Origin of the sequence: Desulfosalsimonas propionicica, assembly GCF_013761005.1 — a bacterium.
Lineage (GTDB): Bacteria > Desulfobacterota > Desulfobacteria > Desulfobacterales > Desulfosalsimonadaceae > Desulfosalsimonas > Desulfosalsimonas propionicica.
This window is the reverse complement of the sequence record NZ_JACDUS010000003.1, coordinates 165,748-184,567: the sequence shown is the minus strand read 5'-3', so window position 1 is coordinate 184,567 and position 18,820 is coordinate 165,748. Positions and strand designations below refer to the sequence as shown.

Annotated in this window: 15 protein-coding genes; 5 read left to right on the top strand and 10 right to left on the bottom strand. The window is 55.9% G+C overall.

The window, feature by feature from the left end:
* Positions 1 to 24 precede the first annotated feature (24 nt).
* Both HNR65_RS06815 and HNR65_RS06810 read right to left on the bottom strand, forming a co-directional pair.
* The gene (locus HNR65_RS06815; protein WP_181550724.1) at positions 25 to 795 is read right to left on the bottom strand and encodes an SDR family NAD(P)-dependent oxidoreductase; all 771 of its coding nucleotides are present in this window, start codon (positions 793 to 795) and stop codon (positions 25 to 27) included.
* A gap of 34 nt (positions 796 to 829) precedes the next feature.
* The gene (locus tag HNR65_RS06810) at positions 830 to 1,591 is read right to left on the bottom strand and encodes an SDR family oxidoreductase (protein WP_181550723.1); all 762 of its coding nucleotides are present in this window, start codon (positions 1,589 to 1,591) and stop codon (positions 830 to 832) included.
* A 244-nt stretch (positions 1,592 to 1,835) separates the two neighbouring features.
* Here HNR65_RS06810 and HNR65_RS06805 point away from each other — a divergent pair, with 244 nt between their 5' ends.
* From HNR65_RS06805 to HNR65_RS06795, 3 genes are all read left to right on the top strand, one after another.
* On the top strand, positions 1,836 to 2,051 hold the full coding sequence (locus HNR65_RS06805; RefSeq protein WP_181550722.1) for a biotin/lipoyl-containing protein: 216 nt from the start codon (positions 1,836 to 1,838) through the stop codon (positions 2,049 to 2,051).
* A 61-nt stretch (positions 2,052 to 2,112) separates the two neighbouring features.
* Positions 2,113 to 3,846 (top strand): acyl-CoA carboxylase subunit beta, encoded by a 1,734-nt coding sequence (locus HNR65_RS06800; RefSeq protein WP_181550721.1) that lies wholly within the window; start codon positions 2,113 to 2,115, stop codon positions 3,844 to 3,846.
* A gap of 221 nt (positions 3,847 to 4,067) precedes the next feature.
* Positions 4,068 to 6,176: a molybdopterin-containing oxidoreductase family protein gene (locus HNR65_RS06795; RefSeq protein WP_181550720.1), complete on the top strand. Its 2,109-nt coding sequence runs from the start codon at positions 4,068 to 4,070 to the stop codon at positions 6,174 to 6,176.
* Between the two features lie 31 nt (positions 6,177 to 6,207).
* Here the strand turns inward: HNR65_RS06795 and HNR65_RS06790 are convergent, their stop codons facing one another.
* The 6 genes from HNR65_RS06790 to HNR65_RS06765 form a co-directional block, all read right to left on the bottom strand.
* Positions 6,208 to 7,332 carry a sodium ion-translocating decarboxylase subunit beta gene (locus HNR65_RS06790; protein ID WP_220128312.1) on the bottom strand — a complete coding sequence of 375 codons (1,125 nt, stop codon included), beginning with the start codon at positions 7,330 to 7,332 and terminating at the stop codon, positions 6,208 to 6,210.
* Positions 7,333 to 7,340: 8 nt separating this feature from the next.
* Entirely contained in the window at positions 7,341 to 7,799 is a 459-nt protein-coding gene (locus HNR65_RS06785) for an OadG family protein (protein WP_181550719.1), read from the bottom strand.
* Entirely contained in the window at positions 7,796 to 8,221 is a 426-nt protein-coding gene (locus HNR65_RS06780; RefSeq protein ID WP_181550718.1) for a Crp/Fnr family transcriptional regulator, read from the bottom strand. The genes HNR65_RS06785 and HNR65_RS06780 overlap by 4 nt, the downstream gene beginning before the upstream one ends.
* A gap of 228 nt (positions 8,222 to 8,449) precedes the next feature.
* Positions 8,450 to 9,472 carry a cytochrome d ubiquinol oxidase subunit II gene (gene cydB / locus HNR65_RS06775; RefSeq protein ID WP_181550717.1) on the bottom strand — a complete coding sequence of 341 codons (1,023 nt, stop codon included), beginning with the start codon at positions 9,470 to 9,472 and terminating at the stop codon, positions 8,450 to 8,452.
* On the bottom strand, positions 9,459 to 10,868 hold the full coding sequence (locus HNR65_RS06770) for a cytochrome ubiquinol oxidase subunit I (RefSeq protein WP_220128311.1): 1,410 nt from the start codon (positions 10,866 to 10,868) through the stop codon (positions 9,459 to 9,461). The genes cydB and HNR65_RS06770 overlap by 14 nt, the downstream gene beginning before the upstream one ends.
* A 333-nt stretch (positions 10,869 to 11,201) precedes the next feature.
* Complete coding sequence (locus HNR65_RS06765; RefSeq protein ID WP_181550715.1) at positions 11,202 to 13,280, bottom strand: 3-hydroxyacyl-CoA dehydrogenase NAD-binding domain-containing protein; 2,079 nt, start codon at positions 13,278 to 13,280, stop codon at positions 11,202 to 11,204.
* A gap of 522 nt (positions 13,281 to 13,802) precedes the next feature.
* On the opposite strand from HNR65_RS06765, the gene HNR65_RS06760 reads away from it, so the two are divergent.
* The gene (locus HNR65_RS06760; RefSeq protein WP_181550714.1) at positions 13,803 to 14,723 is read left to right on the top strand and encodes an ArsR/SmtB family transcription factor; all 921 of its coding nucleotides are present in this window, start codon (positions 13,803 to 13,805) and stop codon (positions 14,721 to 14,723) included.
* A 60-nt stretch (positions 14,724 to 14,783) separates the two neighbouring features.
* Positions 14,784 to 16,232, top strand: a complete 1,449-nt coding sequence (gene ahcY / locus HNR65_RS06755; RefSeq protein ID WP_435051287.1) for an adenosylhomocysteinase — start codon at positions 14,784 to 14,786, stop codon at positions 16,230 to 16,232.
* Between the two features lie 58 nt (positions 16,233 to 16,290).
* Here the strand turns inward: ahcY and HNR65_RS06750 are convergent, their stop codons facing one another.
* Together HNR65_RS06750 and HNR65_RS06745 are read right to left on the bottom strand one after the other, a co-directional pair.
* The gene (locus tag HNR65_RS06750) at positions 16,291 to 16,938 is read right to left on the bottom strand and encodes a PHP-associated domain-containing protein (RefSeq protein ID WP_181550713.1); all 648 of its coding nucleotides are present in this window, start codon (positions 16,936 to 16,938) and stop codon (positions 16,291 to 16,293) included.
* Positions 16,939 to 17,011: 73 nt separating this feature from the next.
* Complete coding sequence (locus HNR65_RS06745; RefSeq protein WP_181550712.1) at positions 17,012 to 18,529, bottom strand: long-chain-fatty-acid--CoA ligase; 1,518 nt, start codon at positions 18,527 to 18,529, stop codon at positions 17,012 to 17,014.
* Positions 18,530 to 18,820: the final 291 nt, after the last annotated feature.

Sequence of the window (18,820 nt, the reverse complement as noted above, 5' to 3'; positions counted from 1 at the left end):
TGTGCTGCAAACCGGCAGCGGCATTTATCCGGTGTTTTGGACAAACCGGGCCTGGAGCCGCCGCATGCCCTTTAACCAGCGATCATAGTCCGCAGCCTTGCGCTCCATGTAGGTGGCCACTTCCGGATGGGGCAGCACCAGAAACCTTTCCTCTGCCAGGGCATTGAGGGTTTCTGCGGCCACCTTGTCGGCATCGATCATCCCGTCGACCGCGGCCACACCCCCGCCCTGGCGGGTCATTTTGGTTTCAACAGCCTGGGGGCAGATGGCCGACACCCCGATTCCCTGATCTGCATAGGTAATGGCCAGATTTTCAGCCAGGCCCACGGCCGCGTGCTTTGTAACCGAGTAAGGGGCTGATCCGATCTGGGACAGCAGCCCGGCAGCCGAGGCGGTAACCACAAACCAGCCCACGCCCCGGGCCATCATTTTATCCATCACCGCCCGGGCCGCATACACGTGGGCCATGACATTGATTTCCCAGATCCGCTGCCAGTCCTGATTGGGCACTTCAAGGGCCCCGGCAATGAGAATGCCGGCATTGGAGCAAAAAAGGTCAATGGGGCCGCATTTTTCCTCCACAGTTTCCACCAGATCAATAATATCCTGCTCATGGGACACGTCACAGGACACGGCCATGCCGCCGGTTTCCTCTGCCACGGTCCGGGCGCCTTCCAGATCAATATCTGCGGCCACAACAGTCTTTGCCCCGTTTTGCGCAAAACACCGGCAAAGGGCCGCGCCGATGCCGCTGGCCCCTCCGGTGACCACTGCCACTTTATCTTTCAGCTCCATTTTTTCCCCGTCTTATAATAAGGTCTGGTATGTATCAGGCAAGGGCCCCGCCGTCGCAGGCGATGGTTTCGCCGGTGGTGAATGAGGCCGCATCCGAAACCAGGTAGAGCACCGCGCCGGCCATTTCCTCCGGAGTGGCATGGCGGTGCATGGGGATGCGATCAATAACCATGTCATAAAATTCCTTGTTTTCCATGAGGGCCGAGGAAAATTTGGTTTGGGTAAAGCCCGGCAGCAGGGCATTGACCCGGATGTTTTTCGGCGCCAGTTCCTTGGCATACCCCTTGGTCATGGAGATCATGCCGGCTTTGGTCATGGAATAAATACCCTGCATGGGTGCGGGGCTCACCCCGTTGATGGAGGAAACATTGACAATGGCGCCGCCCGAATTGTTTTCCGCCATGAGTCTGGCCGCATTCTGGATCATGAAAAAGGGGCCCTTGAGATTGACTTCCACGGTTTTGGTAAAGGCTGACTCCGGTGCGTTGGCCATCTCTCCAAAATAGGGATTGGTGGCGGCATTGTTGACCAGGATATCCAGCCTGCCGTATTTTTCCCTGACCTGTGCAAACAGGTTTTCAATCTGGTCGGAATATCCCATGTTGCAGCTCATGGACTCGGCTTTGCCGCCCTTTTGCTCGATTTTCTGCTGCACTTCCTGCAGGGCGTCGATCTTTCGGCTCACCAGGATACAGGCGGCACCGTAATCGGCCAGGGTAACGGCGATGGCCTCTCCGATGCCCCGGCTGGCGCCGGTGATCAGGGCGACCTTGTTTTCAAGGGAAAAAGAAATCATAACAATATTCCTCCTTTTGATTGCACAGGCTTGGACTCACGGGTTGCAGATTTGGTATGCGCGCTTTACTGTTATGTCCATACAGATTTATCACAGAACTTGTAAAGATGAAACCGCGTCTGTGTCAATAAAAAAAGCGAGCGCTCGTTATTTTTTTGTTGACCCACGCCCGCCCCCTTGGGTAAACAATAATCTTGAAGACCGTTTTTCCCAGCCCTTAACCAACAAGCCAACCGGAGGCGTTATGGCAGAACCAATCAGAGCCCCCGTGGCCGGAAAGGTGATTTCCGTTCTGGTCAGCCCGGGCGACACAGTGGAGGAAAACGAGGAGATCATGGTACTGGAAGCCATGAAAATGGAATCCTCTGTTTATGCAGTCGCCGGCGGCACAATCGCGGAAATCAAAATCCAACCCGGAGACAACGTGGACGAAGATGATGTCCTGATGACCCTGGAATAGAAACCGGAAGAAAATTGCCGCAAAACCCCTGATCTTCGGGTCGGGAAACATGAGGTGGCGCATGCACAAGTATTTTAAAAACATGGATGTCCTGGGAAAGCCGCTCAAGGACAAGGTTCGGGACAGAAACCGCGACAGCGCAAAGACCCTGCAAAAGCAGGAGACCAAAATCCGCGAAGCCAAAGACCAGACCCGGCAGTTCGGCCTGTCTGCGGAAAAAATCAATTCCCGGGGGCAGCTCACCATCTGGCAGCGCCTGGAAATCCTTGTGGACAAAGACACATGGCGGCCCCTGCACACCCTGTACAATCCGGCTGACAACAGCGACTGCACCACCAACGTGGTTGACGGGCTGGCGAAAATCAATGGCCGGTGGGCCGTGGTCATCGGTTTTGACAACAAGTACCTGGCCGGTGCCTGGGTGCCGGGCCAGCCGGAAAACATCCTTCGGGTCACGGACCTGGCCAAGCGCCTGAACCTGCCGCTGATATGGGTGGTCAACTGCAGCGGGGTCAAGCTGCCGGAACAGGAAAAATTCTATGCCGGCCGCAGATGCTCGGGCACCACGTTTTACCGGCATGCGGAACTCGAGCAGATGGGCATTCCCATCCTTGCCGGCATTTACGGAACAAACCCGGCCGGCGGCGGATACCAGGCCGCCAGCCCAACGATCCTGTTTGCCCACCAAAGCTGCAACATCGCCGTGGGCGGCGCCGGCATTGTCAGCGGCATGAACCCCAGGGGCTATTTTGACTCCCAATCCGCACAGGAACTCATTGATGCGGCCCAAAAACACCAGGCCAGCCCCCCGGGCACCGTGGACATCCATTGCGATGAAACCGGATTTTTCAGGTTTGTCTTTGACAAGGAAGAAGAAGTGCTGGCGGCCATGCGCGAATACATGAAAAAACTGCCCGCCTATGACCTTGATTTTTTCCGGGTCGATGATCCGCAGAAGCCCGCCCTGCCCACAGATGATCTCTACACCCTGCTGCCGGCCAATCCCAGGCGCACCTATGTGTTTGAAGAAATCCTGGCCCGGCTGGTGGACGCAAGCCATCACATGGAATTCCGGCCCGACTACGGCCCGGAGGTCTACACCGGCATAGTGAAGATAAACGGATTGGCCTTTGGCTGCATCGGCAACCGGCAGGGACTTTTGCCCAGGGGGTATCCGGAATATGCCGATTATCCGGGCATTGGCGGCAAGCTCTACCGGCAGGGGCTGATCAAAATGAGCGAATTTGTGACCCTTTGCGCAAGAGACCGGCTGCCCATTATCTGGTTTCAGGACACAAGCGGTGTTGACGTGGGCAACCAGGCGGAAAAAGCCGAGCTGCTGGGCCTGGGCCAGAGCCTGATCTATTCCATCCAGCAGACCGACCTGCCCATGATGCTGGTGACCCTGCGCAAGGGCTCGGCTGCGGCCCACTACCTGCTGGGCGGACCCACAGCAAACCGGCAAAACGCCTTTACCCTGGGCACGGCGGCCACAGAGATATACGTGATGCACGGGGAAACCGCTGCTGTTGCCGCCTATACCCGACGCCTGATAAAGGATCATCAGGCGGGAAAATCCCTTGACCCCACCATTGAAAAAATGAACGAACTGGTGGAAAAATATCATGAAACCTCGCAGCCGCTGTTTTGCGCCAAAACCGGGCTGCTCGATGAGGTGACAAACTTAAGTGAAATCCGCGGATACCTGGAGGCTTTTGCCGAATCCGCCTACCAGAACCCGAGGTCCATCTGCCCCCAGCATAACATGATCCTGCCGCGGATCATTCGGGGCTGACACCGCAATACCATCAATCTTGATGGCACCGTAAAAAGTCTGATTTCAGATGGTGCCGTAAAAAGTTCAAGATCAAGGCTTGCGCAATTTTGAAGAATGCAGAGTACTTATCCGTACGTGAAATTCTGGGAAATTGCGCGTAACGCAGATATTGGATTTTTTACGGCCCCATCAATCTTTTTGTCAGGGAAAAGATCAATCCCACGCCGGATGCCGCAAGCGTGCCGGCACAGAAATCAAAAGGTTTTGCCATGGACAACCACGAAAAATGGCACAAAACCCATTGCAGCCGGATGGATCACGGGGGATGCGCCCTTAACGTAAAAACCAAAGGCGGAAAAATCACCGGCATCACCGGTGATCCGGAAGGATTTCTCAACCAGGGCTATAGCTGCCCCAAGGGCCGGGCCGCTGCGGAAATCCATGAAAGCCCCCACAGGCTCAAAACTCCCCTGATCCGCACCGGGCCCCGAGGCTCCAACCAGTGGCGCAAGGCCACCTGGCCGGAGGCACTGGATGCTGTGGCCCGGGGCCTGGATCAGGCCAGACAGGAGTACGGGGCCAAATCCGCAGCCTTCTGCCAGGGCATGCCAAAGGGGCTGGAGCACTTTGCCCTGATTCGTCTGGCCAACACATTCGGCTCTCCCAACGTGGTGGCGGTCCAGGATGTCTGTCATGCGCCCAGGGAACTCACCGGCCGTCACATGTGCGGGTTTTACCCGGTGGCCGATGTTCAGCGCAGAAGCGATCTCATTGTTTTGTGGGGCAGCAATACCCGGGCCACCAATGAAGAGGGCATTATCAACTCCCAGATCACCGCCCGGATCCGGCAGGGTGCGGATCTGATGGTCATTGATCCCAGAAAAACCCCCCTTGCCGGGCAGGCCGATTTCCATTTGCAACTGCGTCCGGGCACCGACTGCGCCCTGGCGCTTGGCTTTCTGCATGTCATCATCGAAGAAGGCCTTTTTGACCGCCATTTCGTCCAAAACGGATGCACGGGCTTTGACGCCCTGGCAGCGCATGTCAAAACCTTTGACCCGCAATGGGCCGCATCCGTGACCGGAGTGGACAAAGCGCAAATCATTTCCGCGGCCCGGGCTTACGGCCGGGCACGGCCCGCATGCACGGCCTGGGGAAACGCCGTGGAACAAACCCCCCAGGCCTTTGACACCATCCGGTGTATTGTCTCGCTAATGGCGGTATGCGGCAACCTGGATGTTCCCGGCGGCAATATCCGGGCGGCCGAACCCAGGCTTCTGGCTCCGGGCAAATTCGTGCGCGCGGACCTGCTGCCCGACAAGCGCACTCAATGCCTCAATGCCGCCTATCAAACCAGTCCCATGCTCATGACCGTGCCCCCGGCGTTTTTCCGGCAGGCGGTCCTCTACCATACCCCCTACCCGGTACGCGCAGCCTACATGCAGTGCACCAATCCCATGCTGTCGTACGCGGATTCGGAAACGACCCGCAAGGCCCTTTTGAAACTGGATTTTCTGGCTGTGGCAGACGTGGTCATGACCCCCACGGCCGCCCTCGCAGACGTGGTGCTGCCCGCGGCCACGGCGTTTGAATTCGATGATATCGGCCACTACGGCCTGGGCCACGGAATTGTTCTGGCCCGTCCCAAACTCGTGGATCCCCCGGGACAATGCCGGCCGGACCTGGCTGTGATCAATGACCTGGGCCGCCGCCTCACAGACCCGAATCTTTGGTTTGACGATTCCAAACAGATGCTGGAATCCCTGATTGCCCCCTCGGGACATGACTGGGAAAGTTTTGTGGAAAAAGGATTTCTGACAGGCGAGCAGGAATTTCGGCTTTACGAAAAAAAGGGATTTTCCACCCGCTCGGGCAGGGTGGAACTGGCCATGGACAATGCTGAGACCCTGGGAGCAGAAGCGTTACCACAATATAGGCCACCGGCCGACTCCACGGATGTCGATTATCCCCTTTTGCTCACAAGCGCCAAAAGCCCCAATTACCTGCACTCCTCCTACCGGTGGGTCAAAAGCCTGCGCCGGCGCGAACCTGTGCCCCAAATCCAGATTCATCCGGACACGGCCCAGGCCCTGAGTATCACCGACGGCAGCCAGGTACGCATTGAAACCCGAAACGGGGCCATTGTCCAGACCGCTTCGGTCACCCCGGAGGTTTCCCCTGAAGTGGTGTGCGCCGTGCACGGGTGGTGGTTTCTGGAAGCCGGCGCACACAGGCGCCACTCCTGGCAGGCGTCTAATTTCAACATGCTCACCTCAGCCCGCACCCTGGGCCGCCAGTTCGGCACCCCGGCCATGCGCGCCATTGCCTGCCGAATCGGAGCTGCCTGAAAAAAATTTTTCTGCCCCATAATCCGGCCGCTTACAGCACCGCAAGAAAAATGCCCGCGGCCACGGCCGAGCCGATGACCCCGCCCACATTGGGCCCCATGGCAAACATGAGCAGAAAATTCGACGGGTTGTCCGCCTGCCCCACGGTCTGGCAGACCCTCGCGGACATGGGAACCGCTGAAACCCCTGCCGCCCCGATCAGGGGATTGACCTTGCCGCCTGTGGCCAGGCACATGAGTTTTCCCATGAGCACCCCGGTGGCCGTGCCGATGCCAAAGGCCACCAGGCCGAATATCAGGATCTGGATGGTCTCAACGGTGAGAAAATAATGGGCACTGCACTTGGCCCCCACGGTCAGGCCCAGGAAAATGACAATGATATTGTTGAGCTCGTTCTGGGCGGCCTTGCTCAACCGGTCGGTAACACCGCATTCCCGGAACAGATTGCCCAGCATGAGCATGCCCAGAAGCGGCAGGGCCGTGGGCAGAAACAGGCCGGTGACCAGAATCACAATAACCGGAAAAAGAATTCTTTCACGCCTGGAGGTTTCCCGGAGTTCCTGCATTTCGATCATGCGTTCTTTTTTGGTGGTCAAAAGCCGCATGATGGGCGGCTGGATCATGGGCACAAGGGCCATATAGGAATAGGCGGCAACCGAGATGGCCCCGAGCAGGTGCGGGGCCATCTGCGAGGACAAATAAATGGCCGTTGGCCCGTCTGCACCGCCGATAATGCTGATGGCAGCCGCCTCCAGGTCCGTAAACCCCAGGGCCAGCATGGCCAGGAACGTGGCAAATATCCCGGCCTGGGCCGCAGCGCCCAGCAGCAGGGTTTTGGGGTTGGAAATCAGCGGGGAAAAATCGGTCAGCGCCCCGATTCCCATAAAAATCAACGGCGGATAAATCCCCAGCTCAATGCCCAGGTAAAGGTAATGCAACAGACCGCCGGGCTGTCCGTTCTCAGGCTGGGCCATCATGGGAGACAAGGGGAAATTGACCAGGAGGATGCCAAAGCTGATGGGCACCAGCAGCAGGGGCTCGTATTTTTTGGCAATGCCCAGATAGAGCAAAAAAAGACCGATGGCCATCATGGCCAGGCCGGAGACCTCGATATTGGCAAAACCCGTCTGATTGATAAAATAGAAGAATTTATCCATTTATCGGATTAACCCCTTTTCCTTTCCCGGCCTTTTCCCAAAAGCCTGTCGCATTCCTTTTGATTCCAATAAAAATAGCCCTTTTTATCCGGGACAATTAAGTGGCTGACAATCAAATGGCTGACAACGGAGTGGGCATGGGAAATACCAATTTTTTCCGCTTTCCCGATTAGCGCCGGAAGTGAAAACGGCTCTCCGATGGCATGGATCAAAAGATTGAGCTGCCGGGCCGATTCGTGGATATCGTCAAAATACGGCCCCGGCGGCTCGTCTTTTTCCGGTTTTTCCGGAAAAAACCAAAGCCGCACCTGATCCAGCCAGGCTTTTGGATTTTCCCATACACCCAGCACCACATGAAGCCGGGAAATAATGACGGCCAGCACAACCAGGGCGATAAACACAACGGTTACACCCAGCACTGCCAGGGAAACGCCGTGATAATGGGATATGGCCTCCAAGCCTTTCATTGCAGATAACCGATCTGGGGTCTGGTTTGAATGAATTTATTGATTTTTTTAAGCACTTTTTCCACAAGCCCGGGATTGCTCTGGAGCAGTTCCAAAAACTCAGGGCCGGACATGCAAAGCAGTTCCCCCTTTGTCAGTGCGGTCACGTTGGCCGTGTATTCAGAGGGAAAGCTCACAGATGACCAGCCGATGATATCGCCCTTCTGGTTTAACGTAATGGCGCGGCCGTCATTGTAATGGATCATGAAATGCCCCCGCAGTATCACAAAAAAACAATGGGCCCGCTCTCCCTGCCGGATCATTTGCTCGCCTTCGATCACCCATATATGGGAAAGCAGGGGATAGAGCTGATCCCATTCATTGGGCAGCAGATCCCCGAAAATCTCCAGCTTTTTGATCTGCCCGGTATCCAAATGATGCATATGGTTTTCGTTCCTTCAATAATGATGGCCCGTAAAAAGCTTTTTACCGCGTCCGATGTTTGTCAGGAAGGAAGCCCTGCGGCCTTCCTTGGAAGTCCGATTTCAGATGGCGCCGTATAAAGTTCAAGATCAAGGCTTTCGCAATTTCGATGAATACAGCATACTTATCCGTACGTGAAATTCTGAGAAATTGCGTATAACGCAGATATTGGAGTTTTTACGGCGCCATCAATAATAGCCGTTCTCCCCGGAGACTTTGCCCCGGAAAATGTAATAACAATAGCCCACGTAAGCCAGAATAACGGGCAGCAGCACAACGGTACCCACCAAAAGCAGAGACTGGGATCCGGGTGCGGCCGCGGCCTGGCGAAAGGTGATTTCAAAGGGCACCAGATAGGGCCACATGCTGATGGCAATGCCGAGATACCCGGTAAAAAACAGGCCAAAGCTCATCAAAAACGGGCCGATTTCCTTTCCCCTGCGCAACCCCCGCCAAATCAGCACAATGAGCACAGCGCTTGCCCCGGGCAAAGGTGCGAGAAAAAACACATTGGGCAGACTGAACCACAGCTGCCGGATATCTGAATTAATCGCGGGCATGCTGATGCTCACCGCGGCCAGAAACAGGGCCTGGTAGATCAGGGTGTAGGAAGCGGTTTTTGCGGCCCATTGCCGGGTGAGGTCCTCGGTTTTCATCACCAGCCAGGTGGCGCCCAGCAGGGCGTAGCCGAAAATAACCGCCACCCCGGTCATAAGGCTGTAGGCGTTTAACCAGTCAAATGCACCGCCGGCATAGCTGCGCCCGGCGACTTCCACGCCCTGCACAAAGGCGCCGATGATCACCCCCTGCATGAACGCCGCAGCAAGGGAGCCGAAATGAAAGGAATAATCCCAGATCCACCGGGTGTTTTCCCTTGCCTTAAACCGAAACTCAAATGCCACGCCCCTAAATATCAGGCCCAGAAGCATGACAATCACCGGGATATAAAAAGCCGGCATGAGGACCGCATAAGCCAGGGGAAAGGCGGCCAGCAGCCCGCCGCCGCCCAGCACGAGCCAGGTTTCATTGCCGTCCCAGAACGGCGCCACTGAATTCATCATGGCATCCCGGCACTGGTCAGTGGGGGCAAAGGGAAACAGGATTCCCACCCCCAGGTCAAAACCGTCGAGCAGAACATAGAGAAAAACAGCAGTGGCAATCAGGGCATACCAGATCAGCGGCAGATCCAGAAAACCTTCAAGACTGAACATGACGGCCTCCTTTTTTTCGTGCCACGTCCGTGACAAGGGGCGGTTGATCCATGCCGTGGGCTCCGTAAACACCTTCGCCGTCCTCGGGCCCTTTGTTGATCAGATGCAGGATATAATAGGTGCCCGCACCAAATACAAACAGATAAACAACAATAAAGGCAGCCAGGGAAAGGGCTACGGACTGGGCCATCACCGGCGATACCGCATCCGAGGTGCGAAGCACCCCCTGCACGATCCAGGGCTGCCGGCCCACCTCGGTGACAAACCAGCCGGCCAGGACCGCCACAAAACCCGCGGGCGTCAGCGCCATGCACCAGTACTGAAACCATCTGGCATCAAACAGGCGCTTTCGGAAATAAAGGACAATGGCGGCCACCCCGGTTGCAATCATGAGCAGGCCCAAACCCACCATGATCCGAAAGGTCCAGAACACAACCGCCGCAGGCGGGCGCTCGTTTTCCGGCCATGCCTTTAATCCCCTGACCTCGCCATCCAGACTGTGGGTCAGAATCAGGCTGGAAAGCTTGGGGACTTCCACGGCATACCGGGTGATTTCCGCCTCCTGATCCGGCCAGCCGAAAAGCACCAGGGGCGCGCCCCGGGTGGTCTCCCACAGTCCTTCCATGGCTGCGACCTTGGCCGGCTGATGCGCAAAGGTGTTCAGGCCGTGCATGTCTCCGAACAAAAGCTGCAGCGGCGCCACAAAAATCGCCATTATCATGGCCATGCCCAGCATCACCCGGGCGTGGGCGATATGCCGCTTTTGCCACAAATAAAAAGCCCCGATGCCGGCTACGGTAAAGGCGGTGGTCAGATAGGCCGCAGTGACCATGTGGACAAACCGGTAAGGAAAAGACGGGTTGAAAATCACCGCCAACCAGTCTGTGGGATAGAGCAGCCCGTGCTCTCCAACGCGGAAGCCGGTGGGCGTCTGCATCCAGGAGTTGGCCGAAAGAATCCAGAAGGCCGAAACCAGGGTGCCGGCGGCCACAATCACAGTGGCGGCAAAATGCAGCCTCGGGCTGACCCGGTTCCAGCCAAACAGCATGATTCCCAGAAAGGAGGCTTCCAGAAAAAAGGCGGTGAGTACCTCATAGCCCAGAAGCGGTCCGATTATGTTTCCCCCCGCATCCGAGAATATGGACCAGTTGGTGCCGAACTGAAAGGAGAGGACCACCCCGGATACCACGCCCATGCCGAATGTCACGGCAAAGATCTTGACCCACATCTTATAGACGTCTGCATAAACCTGTTTTCCGGTCCGCAGCCATCGCCATTCCAGCACCGCCAGCCAGCTGGCCAGCCCGATGGTAAAACTCGGAAAAAGAATATGAAAGGACACGGTAAAGGCAAACTGCACACGGGCCAGAAAAACCGGGTCAAGGTGTTCCAACATGATCATCCCCCTTGTATTGCGCCGGCAATGAAATCACGGGATTTGCCAACGGCCGCCATGAGCCCGGGCCCTGCCGGGAGACAGACGGCTTTGGACAAAGACCGGTACCTTTGTCAAGCGTTTGATGGCACCGTAAAAAGTCCAATATCTGCGTTACGCGCAATTTCTCAGAATTTCACGTACGGATAACTACGCTGCATTCTTCGAAATCGCGCAAGTCTTGATCTTGAACTTTTTACGGCGCCATCTAAAAATCGACTTTTTACGAGCGCATCAACACTTAATCACTTAAAACTTAACACTGCCTGTAAAAAAGACTTTTTTACAGGCTTATCAAGCGTTTAGCGAGCCGAAGGTTTTGCCCTCACTGACCAGCTGCTCCAGCAGGGGGGCGGGCTTGAAGTCCTCGCCGTGCTCTGCCTGAAACTTCTTTAACCCGCCCAGGATCTTGTCCAGACCCACCAGGTCGGCATAAAACATGGGACCGCCCCGGTAGACCGGCCAGCCGTAGCCATTGACCCAGATCACATCCAGATCCGACGGCCGCACGGCAATTTTTTCCTCCAGAATTTTGGCGCCTTCGTTGATAATGGGATAAATACAGCGCTGCAAAATCTCCTCATCCGAGATCTCCCTGCGAATATAGCCCTTTTTTCGGGAAAATTCCACAATGAGAGCATCGATTTCCGGAGCAGGCGTTGGCGCCCGGCTGCCTTGCTCGTAATTGTAATAGCCCTTGCCGTTTTTCTGGCCGAACCGGCCCTGCTCGCAGAGTACTTCCTGCATGGTGCGGCTGTTGGAATTGTCCTTGTCCCATCCCAGGTCAATGCCGATTAAATCCGCCAGTGCAAAGGGACCCATGGGAAAGCCGAAATCATAGATCACCCGGTCCACCTGGGCGGGCAGCGCGCCTTCCAGGATGAGTTTTTCGCATTCGCGCTTTCGCTGGGCAAACATCCGGTTGCCGGCAAATCCGTAACAGACCCCCACCACCACAGCGATCTTTTTGATCTTTTTGGCAATTTCCATGGCTGTGGCCAGCACCGGAATGGTCGTTTTTTCCGCGCGCACGATTTCGAGCAGGCGCATCACGTTGGCCGGGCTGAAAAAATGCAGGCCCAGCACGGACTCCGGCCGTGAGGTCTGGGCGGCGATTTCATTGACATCCAGATACGAGGTGTTTGTGGCCAAAATGGCGCCGTCTTTGCAAATTTTGTCCAGCTTTGAAAATATTTCCTTTTTCAGGTTCATGTTTTCATACACCGCCTCAATGACCAAATCCGCGTCAGCCAGGTCCTCCATGCGGGTGGTGCCGGTAATCAGGTCCATGCGTTTGTCCACATCTTCGGCTGCGATCTTGCCCTTGGAGGCGCTGATGTCATAATTTTTCCGGATCACGCCCAGGCCCCGGTCCAGAAGCTCCTGTTTGGCCTCCACCAGGGTGACGGCAATACCGGCATTGACAAAATTCATGGTAATGCCGCCGCCCATGGTGCCGGCACCGATCACGCCCACCTTTTTGATATCCATGGTGGCGGTGTCCTTTGGCACATCCGGTATCCTGGCCACCTGGCGCTCGGCAAAAAAGTAGTAGCGCTGGGCCGCGGACTGCGAACCGTTCATCAGCTGCTCAAACCGCTGGCGTTCATAGGCCAGCCCGTCTTCAAAGGGTTTGGCAACAGCGGCTTCCACGGCATCCACGCAGGCCTGGGGGGCCTCAAAGCCCCGGGCCCGCCTGGCCAGCTGCTTTCGGAAATCATCAAAGATTTGGGAGTCAGGCTGGGCAATCTTTTCGGTCATGTCCCGAACCCGGACCATGGGCCGGTTTTCGGAAAGCACCTGATTTGCAAACCCCACGGCGCCTTCGGCCAGGTCCCCGTCAATGATCTCGTGGATCAGTCCGTCTTCAAGGGCTTTGTCAGCGCCGATGGGATTGCCCGAGGTAATCATGGCAAGGGCCTTTTCCGGCCCGATGAGCCGGGGCAGACGCTGGGTGCCGCCGGCACCGGGAAGCAGGCCGAGCTTGACCTCGGGCAGGCCGAACCGGGCCGAGGCCACGGCAACACGGAAATGGGAGCTCAATGCGGTTTCCAGCCCGCCGCCAAAGGCCGTACCGTGAATGGCGGCAATAATGGGTTTCTGGCACTGGTCAAAGCGGTTTAACACATCCGGCAGATGGGGCGCTTTGGGAGGCTTGCCGAATTCGCGGATGTCTGCGCCGGCACAAAACGTGCGCCCCTTGCAGATCACCACCACAGCCCGGATCTGATCGTCTTTTTCCGCCTGCTCAATCCCTTCTGCCAGTCCCTTGCGCACGGAATGGCCCAGGGCGTTGACCGGGGGATTGTCGATCCAGAGCATCCCGATTTCCCCGTGCTTGTCCAGTGATACAGCTTCTGTAATGGCAACCATTTGCTGTTTCCTCCTGATGTTGCTGAAATGGGTCTGTTGCTTATCCCGAAACCGAGCGATTCAACTCTTTAACGCCAAGCCGGACTGAATGCCTTTAAAATAGTAGAAAAGTAGATGGCACCGTAAAAAGTCTGATTTCAGATGGTGCCGTAAAAAGTACAAAATCAAGGCTTGCGCAATTTCGAAGAATGCAGCGTACTTAGCCGTACGTGAAATTCTGAGAAATTGCGCATAACGCAGATATTGGACTTTTTACGGCACCATCAAAATTTGAAACGCTCAGTTTGGGCTATCATCTGTTCCGGAAATATATACCTTCGACACCACTCTTACCAGAAGAAAGAGTACATATCACAAACCCGCCCCGGGTGCAATGCACCGGACCGCCCCATGCAAAAACCCCCGGAAAGATCCCGGTGCTTTTTTAGCCGCCGGCCAAAAACCGCCCAAAGTTTTTCCTTGACAGATATAAATATTTCATTATAATTTGATTTAAACATCAAGATAAATTGATTTAAACATATGAATAACATAATATACTTTAAAGCCCTTTCAGACGAAACGCGGATCCGGCTGATCAATATTTTGCTTCATCATGAATTAAAGGTGGGCGAACTGGTCAGCATCCTGGAAATGGGCCAGTCGAGAATTTCAAGGCACTTAAAAATCCTGGCGGACGCCGGGATGGCAAAATGCCTGAAAGAAGGTGTATGGGGCATTTATTCCATCACCGGTTCCGGGCCTGGCAGAGATTTTATAGAAGCCGTGCGCTACCTGTTTGAACAAGACCCCGTGCTCCGGGCGGATTTAAAACGCGCCGAACAGATCATTGAAGCACGCTCTGCCGGAACTCTGCGGTTTTTCGATCATATCGCAGGAAGCTGGGATCTTTTGAAGCGTGAAATTCTGGGCACTTTTGATATCAACCGCGCCATTTTCGAAAATACCAACGCCCATGGAACCGGCGTGGATCTGGGCTGCGGCACCGGAGAACTGCTTGAGGCCATGAAGGCCCACGCCGGCCGGGTTATCGGGGTAGATTCCTCGCCGCGGATGCTTGAAGAGGCGAGAAAACGGTTCTCTGATGCAAACGGACAAAAGGTGGACATCCGGCTGGGGGAAATCGAGCATTTGCCCCTGGGCGACAATGAAGCCGATCTTGCGGTCATTTCCCTTGTACTGCAGTATCTGGCCGATCCGGCCGCCGCCTTTGGCGAGGTGGCCCGGATTCTGAAGCCGGGAGGCGAACTGATCCTGGCCGAATTTGAACGCCACCAGCAGCATTCGCTCAAAACCGTCTATGGGGTCAAATGGCTGGGGTTTCCCCGTAAATCCATTGAAACATGGCTTGAAAAAAACGGATTTGTCCTGCAGCAGGTCCGGCCCCATAATCTGTCAAAAGGGCTTTCGCTCAATATTTTTCAGGCTGTTATGAATACATAACCGCTTTGTGTAAAACAAAAACAAAATGAACGAATAACACCAACGAAAGGAAAAACGCACATGCTGATGCAAAACAATGAAAAGAAAAAAGCCATTGTCCCGGAACGCGATCTTTCCCTGCCCCACAAGGTGGCCGATATTTCCCTGGCACCCGACGGATTCAAGGAAATGGAGCTTTCGGAAAACGAAATGCCCGGTCTGATGGCCGTGCGCGAAAAATACGGCCCGGACAAACCGCTTAAGGGCTTTAAAATCACCGGCAGCCTGCACATGACCATCCAGACGGCCATGCTCATCGAGACCTTAAAGAAGCTGGGCGCAGACATCCGCTGGGCATCCTGCAATATTTTCTCCACCCAGGATCATGCGGCCGCAGCCATCGCCAAATCCGGATCGGCCGCGGTGTTTGCCTGGAAGGGCGAATCCCTGGAAGACTACTGGTGGTGCACAGAGCAGGCCCTTACCTGGCCTGACGGCTCCGGTCCGGACATGATCGTGGATGACGGCGGCGATGCCACCCTGATGATCCACGAAGGCGTCAAGGCCGAGGACAACCCCGGGATGCTGGAAAAGGAATATGACATCTATGAATACCAGTGCATCATCAACCGGATCAGGGCGTCTTATGAGCGCGATCCCAAACACTGGCACAAGATCGCCGAAAACATCCGGGGCGTGTCCGAAGAAACCACCACGGGTGTCAACCGGCTCTACCAGCTGGCCAAAAAGGGCGAACTGCTGTTTCCGGCCGTAAACGTCAACGACTCGGTGACCAAGTCCAAGTTCGACAACATTTACGGCTGCCGGGATTCCCTGGCCGACGGCATCAAGCGCGCCACTGACACCATGGTGGCCGGCAAACTGGTGATCATCGCCGGATACGGTGATGTGGGCAAAGGATGCGCCCAGTCCATGCGCGGCTTCGGCGCCCGGGTGGTGGTCACGGAAATCGATCCCATCTGCGCCCTTCAGGCGGCCATGGAAGGCTACGAGGTATCCACCATGGAAGACATGGCCCCCCTAGGCGACATCTTTGTGACTGCCTCGGGCTGCTGCGACGTGATTACCGGCCAGCACATGGAGCAAATGAAAAACGAGGCCATTGTCTGCAACATCGGCCATTTTGATCATGAAATCGAGGTGAGCTACCTGGAGAAAAACTGCGAGAGAACCAACATCAAGCCCCAGGTGGACCAGTGGCACTTAAACTCTGGGCGCTCCATCATCCTTCTTGCCGAAGGCCGGCTGGTCAATCTGGGATGCGCAACAGGCCATCCCAGCTTTGTGATGAGCAACAGCTTCACCAACCAGACCCTGGCCCAGCTCAAACTGGCCGCAGAAGATCTGGAAAAGCAGGTCTACACCCTGCCCAAGGATCTGGACGAGGAGGTGGCGCGCCTGCACCTGTCGCGCCTGGCCATCAAGCTCACCAACCTCACTGACGAGCAGGCCGAGTACCTGGGCGTACCCAAGGAAGGCCCGTTTAAGCCGGATCACTACCGGTACTAAAAAAACCACCCCGCTGCCCTCCGCAATCCAGAGGGCAGCGGGGTGTTGAATAAAACCGCTATCCGGCACAACCGCTTTGATTGCCGGCCCTGTGTTGAAAATTTTTTCGGGGCCGGCATTTGCCGTTTTTCAGGGCGGCCACCAGTTCCGAAATGGTATCCAGCCGCCGCTCAAACACAGTGCAGGCCCGGCCCAGCACCTGCGGGCCGTGGGCGTCAGAGCCGCCAATGCCGCACACCCCCATTTTCCGGGCCGCATCCGCGGCCAGGCGGTTTTCCCTGTCTGTAAGGCTGGCATTGAAGGTTTCAACACCCGCCAGATTTTTCAGTTCAAACAACCGATTTCCAAGAGCGGTGCCAGCCATGGTTGTCTGAAAGGGATGGGCGGCCGCCGCCGCCCCGCCCCGGACGCAGACCCAGTCAATGGCCGTCTGCATGGGAAGGCCCGGGGGCAGATCGCTTCTTGACGCCGGCACCCCGTAGATCAGCAAATGGCCCTCTGCGGCCCGGTATTCCAGACCCCGGAAAACCACAAACCCGGTCTGCCGGGTAATCTCGTCAAAGGGTTGGCTCAAATCATAGGAATGATGCTCTGTGATACACACCGCATCCAGTCCGGCCCGCCGGGCGCAATCGGTCACCTCTTCGGGCCGGATCAAAGAATCGCCGCCAAGTACCGTGTGCACATGCATATCAACCAGAAACATATTTCTTCCGTTCCACCTCCGGATTCTTTTATGACCAACCCGGCCAACAAACTCAAGAAGAAATCGCTTCCTGTCAGGCGGCGTTGAACTGATCCCGCAGGACCCGCTTTAAAATCTTGCCTGTGGGGGTGCGGGGGATTTCCTCTGTGATAACGACCTTTTTGGGGATCTTGAATTTTGCAATCCGACCCTGGCACCACTGGATCACTTCGGCCTCGTCTATGGATTCGCCCTGGCGGGCCACCACAATGGCCTTGATGGATTCGCCCCATTTTTCATCCGGAGAGCCGATCACACCCACATCCGCGATCTTGGGATGGCCCATGAGCAGGTCCTCGATCTCGGCCGGGTAGATGTTTTCCCCGCCGGAGATGATCATGTCCTTTTTGCGGTCCATGATATAGAGAAACCCGTCTTTGTCCATCTTGGCCATGTCCCCGGAATACAGCCATCCGTCCTTGATGGTTTCGGCCGAGGCTTCAGGCTTGTTCCAGTAGCCCTTCATGAGGTTGGTGCCGCCGATGAGCACCTCTCCCAGTTCGTCTGCGCCAACGTCGTGGCCGTCCATATCCACCACCCGGATCTGGTTGTGGAAAAAGGGCAGCCCGCAGGAACCGGCTTTTTCAATGGCGTTTTCACTGTCGATCACCGTGGCCGGCCCGGTGCACTCGGTCATGCCGTAGAGCTGGCGCACCTCGATGCCTGCGGCCGCATATTCCTTTATCAGGGGCACGGGCACTGGCGCGGCATAAACCAGGGCCATTTTCACCGTGTCCCAGCCATATTTTTCAAAGTCGGGCACCTGGCGCAGAAACATGAGGATCTGGGGCACAGAGCCGAACCAGGTGACCTTTTCCCGGCCCATGAGCTCCAGGAAATTCTTTGGATCAAATGCCCGCTGAATCACCATTTTCATGCCAAAATGCACGCACATGGGCACCGGGGCAAGCCCGCCGATGTGAAACAGCGGCAGGGGCATCAAAAGCACCTGGCCGATGTCGCCGAATGTAGCCCGCAGGGTCACGGAGGTTCCGAAATACCCGTCATGGGTCAGCTCCGCGCCCTTGGGCCGGCCGGTGGTGCCGGAGGTATACAGAATCGTCAGGGTGTCGTCCCCGCCTGCGTTGATTTCTGGCTCCGCATCCGAAGCCCCGGCGGTCAGGGCTTTATAAGATTGGGCATAAGCCGGCGCATCATCGGATAGGGCCACAATATGGGCGCAGGAAATGCGTTCCCGGATGGAATCGATCACAGGGGCGAATTCCGCGCCAAACACCAGCACTTTTGCCTGGCAGTCATCCACGATGTATTCGATTTCCGGGCCGGCCAGCCGGTGGTTGATGGGCACCAAAACGGCCCCGGTCTTGCCCAGGCCGAAATACATGTCAAAAAATTCCACCTCGTTTAAGGCCAGCAGGGCCACCCGGTCGCCTGCCCCCACGCCCAGGCCGGCCATGGCCGCAGCGAGCTGATTGCTCCGTTTGTTTAACGCATCCCAGGTCAGACGGACATCGCCGAGAACCAAGCCTTCTTTGTTCGGGGAAAGACTGGCTCTTTTGGTCAGAAAAGCACCGATGTTCACTTTCTGCATACACCCCCTCCTTGTTTTTACCGGATTTGCGAAATCAAACCAAACTCATTTTATTGATCACTGTTCACTTATCGGAAAACAAATTCCCTGTCAATTGGTTTTTCCGGTTTTCAACGTTTGATGGCGCCGTAAAAAGTGCAATATCTGCGTTACGCGCGATTTTTCAAAATTTCACGTACAGCTAACTACGCTGTATTCTTCAAAATCGCGCAAGCCTTGATCTTGAACTGTTTACGGCACCATCTGAAATCAGACTTTTTACGGGGCCATCAACGTTTGAAGGTTTTACAA